This window comes from Methylobacterium sp. GC_Met_3 (assembly GCF_026540775.1).
Taxonomy (GTDB): domain Bacteria; phylum Pseudomonadota; class Alphaproteobacteria; order Rhizobiales; family Beijerinckiaceae; genus Methylobacterium.
Window position 1 is genome coordinate 46,676 of the sequence record NZ_JALNUL010000027.1, and the last position, 12,214, is coordinate 58,889.

Genomic DNA, 12,214 nt, shown 5'->3' on the forward strand with positions numbered 1-12,214 from the left:
GCGGGAACACCGATGAGCAATCAGGCCGACAATACGATCCGTCTGGAAGGTCGCTACGGCAGCTCGGCTGATGAACCAGAACCTCTCACCCTGCGGTGCAACTTGGTCACGTATCGGGAAGCGGCGTTCAAGGAAACGAAGGGTGCGGACGGCTCGGTCATGCGGTCGGTGGTCGAGCAACCGTCGCTCATGGTCTCTGGCCTGCCTACCGGCTTCAACCCCGCGATGGGCGATTGGACCCATATCGTCTCTAGCCTGCTGCCGGATGGCCAGGGGGAACTCCGCAGCATCATGCCCCTGGGTAGCGACAGGGCACGGTTCGTCATCAAGTTCGGCAGCTGACGGTGGTCCGCTCCTGCGCTGGCCCTCTCGGATGTGTTCCAGGGGTTAAAAGGGCTCAAAATGCGTTGAGCATCAAGGGCGGCCAGATCCGGCTTGCGCTCGTACTCAGCACCGGAGGGCCGATGAGCCCGCAGGACGAAAACACCATCCGCCTGGAAGGGCGGTTCGTTGGTCGTGAGGACACCCCCTCTACCACCCTGAAGTGCAGCGCGGTCGCATTCCGTGAGGCGGAGTACAGCGCGCGGACAGGGGCGGACGGATCCGCCATGCGTTCGATGCTTGTGGAGCCCTCTCTGTTTGCGATCGGTGTGCCGTCGGACTTCGATCGGTACCGGAAGGGCTACTGGACGCACATCGTCTGCTCCCAGATCCCAGGCGAGGAAGCCGAACTCCGGGGTGTCTTTCCGGTAGACGGCGATGGCGCACGCTTCACGTTGCGACTGGGCGGCTGAGCCGTGCACATCGAGGCTAGTGGGTGAAATCCGACCCTTGGTCCCGTCCGGTTCCGACCCATTGCTGGCCTGGGGAAGGTCCGCTTCTAGGCTGAAGATTAGCCAGAACGGTTGGGCTGGTCGCAACAATGCGCTGGCTGACCGTTTTCACGGGCCTCCTGGATCGGCGGACAAGGCACATCACCGAAGGAGCACAAGACGCAGCAGTCGCCTGCATTTGGGCGCAGGAGCGTGCCGCAGCCGGTACACTCGTAGAAGAACTAGCAGGCGTCGGTCGGCATCGCTTCCGTTACCTGATGGCCGCAGTGCGGGCATGTCAGAGTGGACTGAAGCTGCATCTGCCTTACCGGATGACCCTGAAGACCATGGCCTCAAGGTAGGGTTCCCACACGAGCGCCCGGGCAACAACTGCCGTCCCGATCCCAAGAGGGTATTGCTCAGGGGTGTACGTAGGTGAACCCCATACCCTGAAGCCGGACGATCTCGGCGACCCCGCTTGGGACGATGTCGACCTCCGTCACGCCGTAAAGCTCATGCCAATCGATCTTGCGCATCGTCAGGGTGTTCTTGCAGATCAAGAACTTGACACCCTCTGCTTTGAGGCCATCGATTTGTTGCGCAAGCTTGGGGTCCTTGGCTGCCATCTGGAAAAGATCAACGCCGTCGCCGAAATCAACCACACGGATTTGAATGTGGTCCTTGCCTACCGCCTCGACGTGGTTCTTCATGTTGCCGAGGATGTGCTTGAAGTAGGTCACGTTGTCCGGCATCCCGCCGTCGTTCTGGTAGACGACTTTCTGATCCGCATAGTAGCCGGGCGTCGCTGCTTCGAGGGCGAGCGCTGGTCCCAGGAACAGCCCCAGGAAGATGGTGAAGGCGGCAGCTAATCTCGTCATAGCTCTTATTCGCTCCGCTTGCTGCAGTGGCTGTCGAAGCGACCGCGAGATCGTCAATGTTCATATTCACTGCCAAGCAGCGCCGGACAGCGCCTCCAGCGGGATCTTGAGATACCGACGGCCATTGCGCTCTGGCTCCGGCATTCGGCCACCCCGTATGTTCACTTGTAGGGCGTGGAGGATTAGGCGGGGCATCGACAGGGAGCTATCCCTTCCCTGACGCAGCGCCACAAAATGCGCCTCGTCGTGACCGTCGAGCAGATGCCGGTTTTGCGACAGCTGCTCGGCGATTGAACTTTGCCAACGCGCCTCGCGGCCACCTGGCTGGTAGTCGTGGCCGGTGAACAGTCGCGTATCTGCAGGTAGCGCCAGGATGCGCTGGATCGAGCGCCAGAGCGCACAGGCGCTGCCTCCGGGAAAGTCAGTTCGCGCTGTCCCACCGTCCGGCATGAACAGCGTATCGTGGATGAAGGCCGCGTCCCCCGCGAGGTATGTGACGGACGCGAGCGTGTGGCCCGGCGAGAACAGAACCGTCACCTCGATCTCGCCGATATGGAAGCGCTCTCCGTCCGCGAACAAGCGATCCCACTGTGAGCCGTCGCAAGGGAAGTCTTCGGGCAGGTTGTAGAGATCCTTCCAGAGCGCCTGCACCTGCACGATCTGGTCACCGATCGCCATCGGCGCGCCCGTCTGCGCCTTGAGGTATGCCGCGGCCGAGAAGTGGTCGGCGTGTGGATGGGTGTCCAGCACCCACTCCACGGTGAGCCCCTGTTGCTCGACATAGGCGAGGAGCTTGTCAGCCGAGCGCGTTGCCACGGCCCCTGATTTTTCATCGTAGTCGAGCACAGGATCGATGAGGGCGCACCGCAGCGTGCTGGGACAGGCGACCACGTACTGCACGCTGCCGGTCACGGGCTCGTGGAACGCCGTCACGATCGGAATGATCGAAATTCGATCGGGCATGGCTTAGGTATCCCGCGCGAAGGAGATCGTCCCATGTAGAGCGCCTCAGCTAGAACAAAACCCTACGCAGAAGCTCGCCTCTGGAACTCTCATCTACCTGCCGGTTCCTCTGGCTTGGGAACGTCAGAGACGGGTGGTCAGGTTCGTCAGCCAGGACGGTGAGGCATTGACCAGGGCCGTTTCAGCCGCCTTGTCGTAGCCGGTGGCGATCATCATCCCGGTGGCCACAAGGATCAGGCTGAGGGCGGCCTTCAGCCCCTTGCCCAGACCCATCATCCGGTCGCGCCAGCGCATCAACACCTCGCGCGAGAGCGTGCCGAGCAGGAGCAGTGGCAGGGCCGCGCCGAGGCCGAACAGCAGCATGGTTAACGCGACGGTGCCGAGGTCCCGTCCCTGGGAAGCGAGCAGCGAGGCCGCCCCGAGGGTCGGTCCGACGCAAGGGCTCCACACCGCCCCGAGCAGCACGCCCACTCCGAATTGGCCGAGCAGGCCGGCTGTCGAGAAACCGCCGAACCTGTTCTCCGTCCAGTTGCTCATCGGACCCGCGGCCACGGCCAGCCGCGTCTGAGCCGCCGGGACCATCAGGACCAGCCCGATCAGGATGAGCATGATGGCCGCACCGGTCCGGAAGATGCCAGCATCGAGACCGATGGCGAACCCCACGGTGGCGACGAACAGCCCGATGACAACGAAGGACAGGGCGAGCCCGGCGGCGAGCGCCGCCGGACCGAGCCGATGCTCCGAGGCGGCCGCACCCAGCACCAGCGGCAGCAACGGCAGCACGCAGGGGGACAGCACCGAGAGGATGCCGGCGAGGAAGGCGAGGCCCAGGCTCGTGACCATGACGGCTCAGATCGCCTTATCGAGGAGCGACGCGATCGCCTCGGGCTTGGTCTCGCCAGCCGAGCGCCCGGTCTCCTTGTCGCCCTTGTAGGTGATGAGGGTGCTTTGCATCGTCGCGCCGAACTGCTTCACCACGTCCTTGCGGGTGTCGAAGTCGACATCGAACACCTGCAGGTCCTTGAACTTGGGTTCGGCCTCCAGCTTCGAGAGGATCGGCTTCTGCGCCGCGCAGGTGGTGCACCATGGGGCGGTGATGTGGACGAGGATCGGCTTGCCAGCCTTCTGGGCGGCCTCGAACGCGGCGGGCGTGTAGGTCATCTCGGCGGCGATCGCGCCAGTGCCGAACAGCATGGGGGCGACGGCGAAGGCGGCGAGCAGGATGCGGCGGGTCGTCATGAGCGCGGATCTCCGAGATCGGATGTGGGACGAGGGAACGAGGGTTAGTTCGACGCCTGGGTGATGGCGCGGTCAACGTTCACGCGGGCCGCCCAGTCCTTGGCGCTGTCCTGACCTTTGAGGTCGATCAGCCGGGCGCCGCTGACATCGACGTTCTTGAAGTCCGCACCCGCGACCGTCGCGCCGGTCAGGTTCGCACCGGACAGGTCCGAGCCCATCAGCACCACGTCGGTGAGGTCGGCGTCCTTGAGGTCGGCGTATTCCAGCCGCGACCGGCCGAGATCGGCACCGTGGAGCTTCGCGCCCGACAGGTTCACCGAGGTGAACACCGCCCGCATCAGGCCCATCGACTGGTTCCTGATGTCGGCGCCGCCTTTGAGGTCGATCAGCGTCGCGCCGCTCATGTTGGCGCCTTTGAAGTCACCGATCGGCATGGACCGGCTGAGGTCTGCGCCGCTGAAGTCGGCATCCCGGGCGGTGATGCCAAACATTTTCGCGTCGGCAAGCTTGGCGCCGGATAGGTCGGCCTTGAGGAACCACGCCTGTTCGAGGTTCGCGCCGCTGAGGTCGGCGCCGCGTAGGTTGGTCTTGTTCAGGCGCGCGGTCCGCAGGTTGGCGCCCCGGAGGTTGAGCCCGGAGAGGTCGAGGCCCGACAGCGCCTTGTCGTGCAGGTCGATGGGCTTCCCGTCCGCAGCCCTGATCATCGCCTCGACGTCGGCGCGGCTCATCTCGGCCTTTGTCATGGCGGGCGAGGTCATGTCGGCCCCGAGGAGTAGATCCTGTTCGGCCGTAGCAGGGCCGGCGGCGAGGGCGGCGAGCATGAAGCTCAAGGCGAGGCGGCGCATCGGTTCACTCCCGGTGGGCGCCGCGCGTGGCTGGTGCCCGTATCGTGTTCGTCGTGTCACGATGGTATGCGGAGCCGCTGCAGCCAGTCGGTGACCCAGGTCACACAAGTCCGGTAAAGCGGAAAAGTAGGCGCAACGCGAGCCGGACGATCAATCCGTTATCGCGTCCGGAGGACGACGCCAGCCATGACGGACGCGCAGAAGGTCGAGCGCTGGATCGATCGGTTTCCGCTTCTGCAAGCGCTTAGCCCCGCACATCTGCAGATCGCCCGGGGAACCGTTCACTTCCCGGTGCTGGACCAAGGAGCTATCGCCTACGAACTGGACGGCAATTGCGCCAATTACCTAATGTGTCTGGAGGGACGCACGCGCATCTTCCGCATGTCAGAGGGCGGGCGCGAGGTCCTGATCTACAAGGTTGGCCCGGGCGGTACCTGCGCTCTGACCACGCAGTGCCTCCTGTCCGGCGGTACTTTCCCGGCGCAAAGCGTGGCCGAGGAACGGACCGAACTCGCGGCCCTACCAGTGACCACGTTCCAGCACCTGATGGATGACAGCGCGGTCTTCCGCAGCCTCGTCATGGACGACTACACACGACTGATGTCCGGTCTGCTCACGCTGATCGATGAGGTCGCATTCGCACCGCTGAAGCAGCGCCTCGCGCAACGCCTTCTTGCTGAGGCCGACCCGCGGGGTGTCGTCGCCGTGACCCATCAGAAGCTCGCAGACGACGTCGGCAGCGTGCGCGAGGTGGTGAGCCGCGTCCTAGCACAATGGGCCGAGGCAGGCCTGATCGAACTTCGGCGCGGCGCGGTCGAGATCGTTGATCGCGCCAGCTTAGCCGCGGCCGGCCGACGGTAACTTGCGAGGGTCAGCGTCTGCTTCGGAGTGAAAGGTAGGGTCGGCTTTCCACCGAGGCTGTGTGAAAACGTGGAGGCGGTAGAAGGACCTTCTCTCGAACGCCCTGTCCGGTATCGGAAAATGCATCCTACTGGCTTCAGGGCCGCCATTTAGCGGCCAAGTATGTCTTGCGCAGAGAGAGATGTTTTGCAATTTCGGAGCGCGCCTGCGTTTTCACACAGCCTCCACCCTTTGCGAAAGCTGGGAACGTCTGCATCCAGGTAGTCTAATTCGGCTCTAGAGGTCGGTTGGTGGACGTTGAGGTGAGACGGCTTGCATTTTGCCGCGCCAAGGCCACGCCTACGATGGCCTCGTCGCTCGGGCGATAAGGTCGTCCACGCGCGACAGGAACAACCGGAGAAGCTCCGGCGCGTGCTCCTTCCGGTAGCCGAGCACGAGGTCGATGCCTGGAGGCTCCCCGTCCGTGCTCAGAGGGCGGCTGATCACCGACCAGGGTAGGAAGTTGCGCGCGTAAGCCGGCAGCAGAGCGACGCCCCGCGTCGACGAGACTAGCGACATCGCCATCGACAGGTTGTCCACCTCGTGCGCCGGCGTGATGCCTAGACCCGACCTGGCGAGGTACTCGTCGATGACCAGCCTCAGGGTCGGAGCCGTCCGGGACACGATGATGAACGGATCTTCGACCAAATCCTGGAGGCGAACCGTCTCTCGTGAGGCCAGGCGATGGTCGCTGGGAAGGATGACAACCAGCGGGTCTCGCGTGAGCGGCACGAAGGCGAGGTCGGGCAGGTCCGGCTCGCGTCGCATGAAGGCGACGTCCACCGTGCCCTGCATCAGGGCGGAGACCAGGTCCGGCGAGGTTTGGCTGGAGATGGTGACGTCCACGTCCGGTAGCACGTCCCGGAGCACGCACATCGCCCCGGCCAGCCAGTCCACCTCGTAGCCGGTCAGGAAGCCCAACACGAAAGCTGCCTTGACCGGTCGCGCCGCGCGCCGCGCCGCCTCTTGGGCGGCCTGCACCTGTGCGAGGGCGAGCCGGGCATGCTCCAGGAAAGCGCGGCCGGCCTCGGTCAGCTCCACGCCGCGCACGGACCGACTGAGCAGCGGCACACCGACCTCATGCTCCAGGTCCCGGATCTGCCGGCTGAGCGAGGGCTGGGCCGTGTGCAGGCGGCGCTCGGCGGCCAGCGTGAGGCTGCCCTCCTCGGCGACGGCCACGAAGTAGCGCAGGTGCCGCAGCTCCATCAACGTCTTTCATGCCTGTGAGGTATGCCCTCCAGCTTACAAAGTCTTTTTCGAACGCGCCAGCAACCTCTAGCTATGTCTTCACCGGCGGCGCTCCTGCGCCGCCATGACCGGGACGAAGTGCCAGCGGCATCGCTAGCAAGCCGGTCTCGTGAGGACAGATCATGAGCAAGCACGTCGTCCTAGTCACCGGCGCTCTGGCCGGCATCGGTCGCGCCGCTGCCTTGGGCTTTGCCAAGGCAGGCAACACCGTCGTCATCTCTGGCCGGCATGAAGAGGCCGGGCAGGCTCTCGCCGCCGAGTTGAGGGAGGCCGGCGCGGACGCCGCCTTCATCCGGGCCGACGTGCGTTACGAAAAGGAGGTCGCCAGCCTGATCGACCAGGTGGTCGAGCGCTTCGGGCGACTGGATGCGGCGGTCAACAACGCCGGCACCGAGGGGCAGCCGGGGCCCGTGACCGAGCAGAGCGCGGAGAGCTACGCGGCGACCTTCGACACCAACGTGCTCGGCACGCTGCTGAGCATGAAGCACGAATTGCGCGTCATGCAGGCGCAAGGAGCCGGCAGCATCGTCAACATCTCCTCGACCTACGGCCACGGCGGGGCCGCCGGGGCGTCGGTCTACGCGGCCAGCAAACACGCGGTCGAGGGGCTTACCAAGTCCGCGGCGCTGGAGGCGGCGGGTTCGGGCGTGCGCGTGAACGCCGTGGCTCCGGGGCCGACTGACACCGGCATGCTCGACCGCTTCACCGGCAGCGCCGAGCGCAAAGCCGGCCTCGTCTCGGGCGTACCGCTCCAGCGCGTTGGCAAACCGGACGAGGTTGCAAACGCCATCGTGTTCCTAGCTTCGGACCGCTCCTCGTTCACCACCGGCCAGATCCTGTCCGTAGACGGGGGAAAGTCCGCCGCCTGACCACGACCCAAAGGCACGATTTCGAGGAGGTATTCATGGAACAGGCACACACGGCGGGCGGCAAGCCGATCAAGGTTCCCGGCCCGGGCCATCCCATCGACATCACGCAGAACACCAACCGCGTGGTGGTCACGGTGGCCGGCCGGGTCGTGGCCGACACGCGGAACGCCCTGACCCTGCGCGAGGCGTCCTACTCACCCGTGCAGTACATCCCGCGCAAGGACGTCGATATGGCGCTGCTCGCACGCACCGAGCACGCCACCTACTGTCCCTACAAGGGTGACTGCACCTACTTTAGCATCCCGTCCGGCGGCGAGCGCGCGGTGAACGCTGTCTGGTCCTACGAGGCGCCGTACGAAGCCGTGCGGACGATCAAGGATCACGTCGCCTTCTATCCGGACCGCGTCGACACCATCGAGGAGCAGCCAGGGGCGTAGACCCCGACCCTCGTCGCTTCCCACTACGACGACCAGCCCAGACCACCGGTACGACACCGCCGACGCTCCGGCGTCAGCGAAGGCGGCCGGCTGCGCCCATTCCCTTGCCTCACGGGAGACATGTCATGACCAATCTCATCGGTAAGACCGCCCTCGTGACCGGGGGCTCACGCGGCATCGGTCGCGCCGCCGCCCTCGCGCTCGCCGCGGATGGCGCCCAGGTGCTCGTCCACTACGGCCGCGGCGAAGCCGAGGCCGACGCCGTCGTCGCCGAGATCCGCGCCGCCGGCGGTCGCGCCGAGAAGATCGGCGCGGATCTGTCGGACCCGCAAGGGGCCCACGCCCTGGCCGACCGCACGCGCGCCATCGTCGGCGACCGGCTCGACGTGCTCGTCGCTAATGCCGGCATCTCCAGGTCTGTCTCCATCGAGGACACCACGGTCGCCGACTTCGACGCGCTGTTCGCGGTCAACGTGCGGGCGCCGTTCTTCCTCGTTCAGCAGCTCCTGCCCATCCTCGGCAACGGCAGCAGCGTGATCTTCACCTCCTCGCTCGGAGCGCGTGCCGCGGTGGCCAACCTCTCGGCCTACGCGGCCACGAAGGGTGCCGTGGATACATTGGTCACGCAGTTCGCCGCGGCTCTCGGGACGCGCGGCGTCCGGGTGAACGCGGTCGCGCCTGGCGTCATCGACACCGACATGTCGAGCTTCGCCAAGACCGAGCAGGGACGCAGCTTCGTCCTCGGCATCCAGGCCCTGCAGCGCATTGGGCAGCCCGACGATGTCGGGCAGGTTTTCGCCTTCCTCGCCTCAGACGCCGCTCGCTGGATCACCGGCGACACGGTCCGGGTCGACGGCGGCTCGAAGCTCTGACCGACAGACATCCTCCCGTTTGGCGCCTTCGAGGCTCGCCGGCCGCACTGCTCGTTCCCGGAGACCATCCATGTCCACACTATTCAGACCGGTGCAGGTTGGCGCCTTTGCGCTCGACCACCGCGTCGTCCTTGCCCCGCTGACCCGCATGCGGTCCGAAATGCCCGGCAACGTGCCCGGAGAGGCGATGGTGGAATACTACGCCCAGCGCGCGACACCGGGCGGCCTGCTCATCGCCGAGGCGACCTTCATCGCGCGGCAAGGGAACGGCGGCTACGCCTCGCCCGGCATCGAGGACGAGGCCCAGGTCGCTGGCTGGGCCAAGGTGGTCGATGCCGTGCATGCTCGCGGCGCGACTATCCTGCTCCAGCTCTGGCACGCCGGGCGCGCTTCGCACGCGAGCCTGCAGCCGGACGGCGACCAACCTATCGCGCCCTCGGCCCTTGATGCCGGGCTCTACGCCCTTCTTGAGGGCGGTCCCGGGCCGGCCACACCGCCGCGGGAGCTTGGTCTGGCCGAGATCCCGGCCGTCGTCGAGCAGTACCGGGCGGCAGCCGAGCGTGCGCAACAGGCAGGCTTCGACGGCGTCGAGATCCACGCGGCCAACGGCTACCTAATCGACCAGTTTCTCCAGGACGGCTCGAACCGGCGGACCGATGCCTACGGCGGTCCCATCGAGAACCGGGCTCGCCTGCTGATCGAGGTCGTGGACGCGGTCACGGCAATCTGGGGGGCGGATCGGGTCGGCGTTCGCCTGGGCCCCAGCAACAGCTTCAACGCGATGTCGGACAGCGACCCGGCCGCGCTGTTCTCGCACGTGACGATGAGCCTGCGCGACCGCGCCGTGGCGTACCTGCACGTGATCGAGCCGCGAGTGGAAGGCAATGCGGAGCTCGGCCACCTCCAGCCCGTGGCGGCCGGCGCGTTGAAGCGGGTGTTCGCGGGACCCATCATCGCGGCCGGCGGTTTTGACGGGGCGGGCGCGGAGGCGATCGTATCGCATGGCGACGCCGACCTCGTTGCCTTCGGCCGGCATTTCATCGCGAACCCCGACCTGCCGCGGCGGGTCAAGGAGCGGCTTCCGTTGAACGCCTACGACCGGTCGACCTTTTACTACGGCGGGGAGCGGGGATATGCAGACTATCCCTTCGCCGATGCAGTGCCCGCCCTCGGTTGACGACGCTTTGATCGCCTTCCCTAGCCGTGATGCTACCCGTGTCCTCGGCCAGGGCTGCGCCACCTGAAGGTTCCTGACATGCCCCTTCTCAAGTTCGACATCATCGAAGGGCGGACCGACGACGAAATCTCGGCCTTGCTCGACGCCACCCACGAAGTCGTGCTGCAGGCCTTTCGCGTACCGGTGGGCGACCGTTACCAAATCGTCAGCGAGCACAAGCCTAGCAGGACCCGGATCGGGGACACCGGCCTCAGGATCCCACGGACCGACAAGGTCGTGATCCTGCAGGTCATTTCCCGGCCGCGCACGGTGGAGGACAAGCAGGCCTTCTACCGTCTGCTCTGCGAGGCGCTGGCGGATAGGTGCGGCATCAATTCGAACGATGTCATGGTGACGTTCGTCGAGAATACCGACGCTGACTGGTCGTTCGGGAACGGTGAGGCACAGTTCCTTACCGGCAAGCTCGGTTGATCGAGGTCGCTAGAGAACTAGCGTCCCACCGGAATGAATGCTCAGGAACAGCTTCATCAAATTCAGGTTGGCCGAAGTGAGCGTAAATCTGGCGTGAAAGCTGGGCGAGGAACTTTTGCTAACGGGCGCTGCAAAACCTGGCTGCTCCGACGAGGTTGTGGCGGAGGCTGAACGTCTGCTTCGGGACGAAAGGTCAAAGTCTGGTAGCCACTCTTAGCAGACTGTGCCGAGCATCAGGTCTGAACCGCTTGCTAAGCGTCTGGCCAAGCTCCGGAGAGCAGGCCGGGAAGGACGCTGCGAAATAGGTATGGCCGCAGCTTCGGAAGCGTGGTGGCATTAATCGAGAGACCGTGCTCCGGCTCAGATTTCTTGCCTTCGTAGTCGCGGCTGCTGAACGGAGGAGCCGGATCGTGCCACGCGAGAGAGGGGATGAGGTAGAGGTTGGCCTCTGATCCCTCCGCGAGGCAGACGAGAGCGAGGAAGGTGCCTGTTCGAATTGGGAAGTGCCGCTTCGCCATGTAGACGTAACCGGGCTTTGCCGCACGGACAGTCTTCACCTGGATTTCGAGGAACCGTGGAGGGGCCTCCGGTGCGCTCGGTATCCTAACAAGCGCGTCAATCGCCCGGTCATCGACCTCTGGCGAGTAGACGTCCAGGCCCGCTCGTACGAAGGCCATTTTGGCGAAATACTCGCCACACTTACCGAGGCGCAGCTTATCGAGGTGCGCCCACGTTGGGTTGTCCATGGCCCCGCCTATTGGATCCATTCGGCCCGTCCCATGCACGAGTGAACAGCTTGCACCTGGGTGCAAAACCGGAATGCAGCCCGTCAGCCGTTTTGCGGAACGTGGAGGTGCGAGAGATCTAGCTTTTCGTACCGCACCTTCGCAATCTCGCGATCCAATGTGCTTGCCCGCAGTCCCGACCCATAATCGTCTTCGGTTCGCCCGCTGGACCATCCGCCGAGTGCCCGCACTCGTTCTACCGAAATGTCGGCTTCGCGAAGTGCGTCTCGGTAATTGTGCCGAAAGCTATGAAAACTTGTCCGCGGCTGCGCTGCTCCACACGAGCGCAGGAAGTTGGCAAACCACTTCGAAAAATTGTCGCTCAGGTAGCCCGAGCTTTTTGCCGTCGTCAGTTCGGGGAATAGACGCGTCTCGCCGCGAGCAATGGCTGCATCTCGATACTGCAGAAGCCCACATCGCTTCAGCTCCGGGTGGATCGGGACGAAACGCTCGCCAGCCGCTGTCTTCACGCGCTTCACGCCGGCGTCGTCGGCGGCCACGATGATGACATCGACCCCATCGAGTTGCGCAACGTCGCGCACCAGGAGCTGGCAAATTTCGTTCATCCGCATTCCGGTGAACAGCGAGATCAACGGCACCCAGAACCGTCCGCGGCGGATGACCTGAGTACCTACACGTGCGTAGCCAGCCTCGTCGTTCAGGCACCCCGTATAGAGCGGCGCATTAAAGATGTTTGTGAGCTGCTCTGTGGAGAACG

16 protein-coding genes and 1 pseudogene are annotated in these 12,214 nt (G+C 64.9%); 8 read left to right on the forward strand and 9 right to left on the reverse strand.

Annotated elements, in window-relative coordinates:
* Positions 1 to 12 precede the first annotated feature (12 nt).
* Positions 13 to 342: a hypothetical protein gene (locus OXS27_RS23100; protein WP_267358908.1), complete on the forward strand. Its 330-nt coding sequence runs from the start codon at positions 13 to 15 to the stop codon at positions 340 to 342.
* Between the two features lie 122 nt (positions 343 to 464).
* Positions 465 to 794 carry a hypothetical protein gene (locus OXS27_RS23105; RefSeq protein ID WP_267358910.1) on the forward strand — a complete coding sequence of 110 codons (330 nt, stop codon included), beginning with the start codon at positions 465 to 467 and terminating at the stop codon, positions 792 to 794.
* A gap of 98 nt (positions 795 to 892) precedes the next feature.
* Here the strand turns inward: OXS27_RS23105 and OXS27_RS23110 are convergent.
* The 6 genes and pseudogenes from OXS27_RS23110 to OXS27_RS23135 all read right to left on the reverse strand — a co-directional run bounded on the left by OXS27_RS23110 (position 893) and on the right by OXS27_RS23135 (position 4,737).
* Positions 893 to 1,132: pseudogene (locus OXS27_RS23110) on the reverse strand (GDCCVxC domain-containing (seleno)protein).
* A 99-nt stretch (positions 1,133 to 1,231) separates the two neighbouring features.
* Positions 1,232 to 1,699: a DsrE family protein gene (locus tag OXS27_RS23115; RefSeq protein ID WP_267358939.1), complete on the reverse strand. Its 468-nt coding sequence runs from the start codon at positions 1,697 to 1,699 to the stop codon at positions 1,232 to 1,234.
* Between the two features lie 57 nt (positions 1,700 to 1,756).
* Positions 1,757 to 2,653, reverse strand: coding sequence for an MBL fold metallo-hydrolase (locus OXS27_RS23120; RefSeq protein WP_267358912.1), 897 nt, complete (start codon positions 2,651 to 2,653; stop codon positions 1,757 to 1,759).
* Positions 2,654 to 2,776: 123 nt separating this feature from the next.
* A complete protein-coding gene (locus tag OXS27_RS23125) occupies positions 2,777 to 3,496 on the reverse strand; it encodes a cytochrome c biogenesis protein CcdA (RefSeq protein WP_267358914.1) in 720 nt (239 codons plus the stop codon).
* Positions 3,497 to 3,502: 6 nt separating this feature from the next.
* Entirely contained in the window at positions 3,503 to 3,892 is a 390-nt protein-coding gene (locus tag OXS27_RS23130) for a thioredoxin family protein (RefSeq protein WP_267358916.1), read from the reverse strand.
* Between the two features lie 44 nt (positions 3,893 to 3,936).
* A complete protein-coding gene (locus OXS27_RS23135) occupies positions 3,937 to 4,737 on the reverse strand; it encodes a pentapeptide repeat-containing protein (RefSeq protein WP_267358918.1) in 801 nt (266 codons plus the stop codon).
* A 186-nt stretch (positions 4,738 to 4,923) separates the two neighbouring features.
* On the opposite strand from OXS27_RS23135, the gene OXS27_RS23140 reads away from it, so the two are divergent.
* Positions 4,924 to 5,598 carry a Crp/Fnr family transcriptional regulator gene (locus OXS27_RS23140; protein ID WP_267358920.1) on the forward strand — a complete coding sequence of 225 codons (675 nt, stop codon included), beginning with the start codon at positions 4,924 to 4,926 and terminating at the stop codon, positions 5,596 to 5,598.
* A gap of 339 nt (positions 5,599 to 5,937) precedes the next feature.
* Here the strand turns inward: OXS27_RS23140 and OXS27_RS23145 are convergent, their stop codons facing one another.
* Positions 5,938 to 6,843, reverse strand: a complete 906-nt coding sequence (locus tag OXS27_RS23145; RefSeq protein ID WP_267358922.1) for a LysR family transcriptional regulator — start codon at positions 6,841 to 6,843, stop codon at positions 5,938 to 5,940.
* A 164-nt stretch (positions 6,844 to 7,007) separates the two neighbouring features.
* On the opposite strand from OXS27_RS23145, the gene OXS27_RS23150 reads away from it, so the two are divergent.
* The 5 genes from OXS27_RS23150 to OXS27_RS23170 all read left to right on the forward strand — a co-directional run bounded on the left by OXS27_RS23150 (position 7,008) and on the right by OXS27_RS23170 (position 10,711).
* Positions 7,008 to 7,754 carry a glucose 1-dehydrogenase gene (locus OXS27_RS23150; protein WP_267358923.1) on the forward strand — a complete coding sequence of 249 codons (747 nt, stop codon included), beginning with the start codon at positions 7,008 to 7,010 and terminating at the stop codon, positions 7,752 to 7,754.
* A gap of 35 nt (positions 7,755 to 7,789) precedes the next feature.
* On the forward strand, positions 7,790 to 8,191 hold the full coding sequence (locus tag OXS27_RS23155; RefSeq protein WP_267358925.1) for a DUF427 domain-containing protein: 402 nt from the start codon (positions 7,790 to 7,792) through the stop codon (positions 8,189 to 8,191).
* Positions 8,192 to 8,316: 125 nt separating this feature from the next.
* Positions 8,317 to 9,063 carry an SDR family oxidoreductase gene (locus OXS27_RS23160; RefSeq protein ID WP_267358927.1) on the forward strand — a complete coding sequence of 249 codons (747 nt, stop codon included), beginning with the start codon at positions 8,317 to 8,319 and terminating at the stop codon, positions 9,061 to 9,063.
* A gap of 70 nt (positions 9,064 to 9,133) precedes the next feature.
* A complete protein-coding gene (locus OXS27_RS23165; RefSeq protein WP_267358929.1) occupies positions 9,134 to 10,240 on the forward strand; it encodes an alkene reductase in 1,107 nt (368 codons plus the stop codon).
* 78 nt (positions 10,241 to 10,318) lie between these two features.
* Positions 10,319 to 10,711 (forward strand): tautomerase family protein, encoded by a 393-nt coding sequence (locus tag OXS27_RS23170; RefSeq protein ID WP_267358931.1) that lies wholly within the window; start codon positions 10,319 to 10,321, stop codon positions 10,709 to 10,711.
* Positions 10,712 to 10,962: 251 nt separating this feature from the next.
* Here the strand turns inward: OXS27_RS23170 and OXS27_RS23175 are convergent, their stop codons facing one another.
* Positions 10,963 to 11,457, reverse strand: coding sequence for a hypothetical protein (locus tag OXS27_RS23175; RefSeq protein ID WP_267358933.1), 495 nt, complete (start codon positions 11,455 to 11,457; stop codon positions 10,963 to 10,965).
* Between the two features lie 83 nt (positions 11,458 to 11,540).
* Positions 11,541 to 12,214: site-specific integrase (locus OXS27_RS23180; protein WP_267358935.1), on the reverse strand; the 674-nt coding region annotated here is incomplete at its 5' end.

Bases quoted from the DNA above. Each gene is read 5' to 3' on its own strand.
- OXS27_RS23100 (WP_267358908.1), top strand. From the start codon at position 13: ATGAGCAATCAGGCCGACAATACGATCCGTCTGGAAGGTCGCTACGGC.
- OXS27_RS23105 (WP_267358910.1), top strand. From the start codon at position 465: ATGAGCCCGCAGGACGAAAACACCATCCGCCTGGAAGGGCGGTTCGTT.
- OXS27_RS23120 (WP_267358912.1), bottom strand. From the start codon at position 2,653: ATGCCCGATCGAATTTCGATCATTCCGATCGTGACGGCGTTCCACGAG.
- OXS27_RS23125 (WP_267358914.1), bottom strand. From the start codon at position 3,496: ATGGTCACGAGCCTGGGCCTCGCCTTCCTCGCCGGCATCCTCTCGGTG.
- OXS27_RS23130 (WP_267358916.1), bottom strand. From the start codon at position 3,892: ATGACGACCCGCCGCATCCTGCTCGCCGCCTTCGCCGTCGCCCCCATG.
- OXS27_RS23135 (WP_267358918.1), bottom strand. From the start codon at position 4,737: ATGCGCCGCCTCGCCTTGAGCTTCATGCTCGCCGCCCTCGCCGCCGGC.
- OXS27_RS23140 (WP_267358920.1), top strand. From the start codon at position 4,924: ATGACGGACGCGCAGAAGGTCGAGCGCTGGATCGATCGGTTTCCGCTT.
- OXS27_RS23145 (WP_267358922.1), bottom strand. From the start codon at position 6,843: ATGGAGCTGCGGCACCTGCGCTACTTCGTGGCCGTCGCCGAGGAGGGC.
- OXS27_RS23150 (WP_267358923.1), top strand. From the start codon at position 7,008: ATGAGCAAGCACGTCGTCCTAGTCACCGGCGCTCTGGCCGGCATCGGT.
- OXS27_RS23155 (WP_267358925.1), top strand. From the start codon at position 7,790: ATGGAACAGGCACACACGGCGGGCGGCAAGCCGATCAAGGTTCCCGGC.
- OXS27_RS23160 (WP_267358927.1), top strand. From the start codon at position 8,317: ATGACCAATCTCATCGGTAAGACCGCCCTCGTGACCGGGGGCTCACGC.
- OXS27_RS23165 (WP_267358929.1), top strand. From the start codon at position 9,134: ATGTCCACACTATTCAGACCGGTGCAGGTTGGCGCCTTTGCGCTCGAC.
- OXS27_RS23170 (WP_267358931.1), top strand. From the start codon at position 10,319: ATGCCCCTTCTCAAGTTCGACATCATCGAAGGGCGGACCGACGACGAA.
- OXS27_RS23175 (WP_267358933.1), bottom strand. From the start codon at position 11,457: ATGGACAACCCAACGTGGGCGCACCTCGATAAGCTGCGCCTCGGTAAG.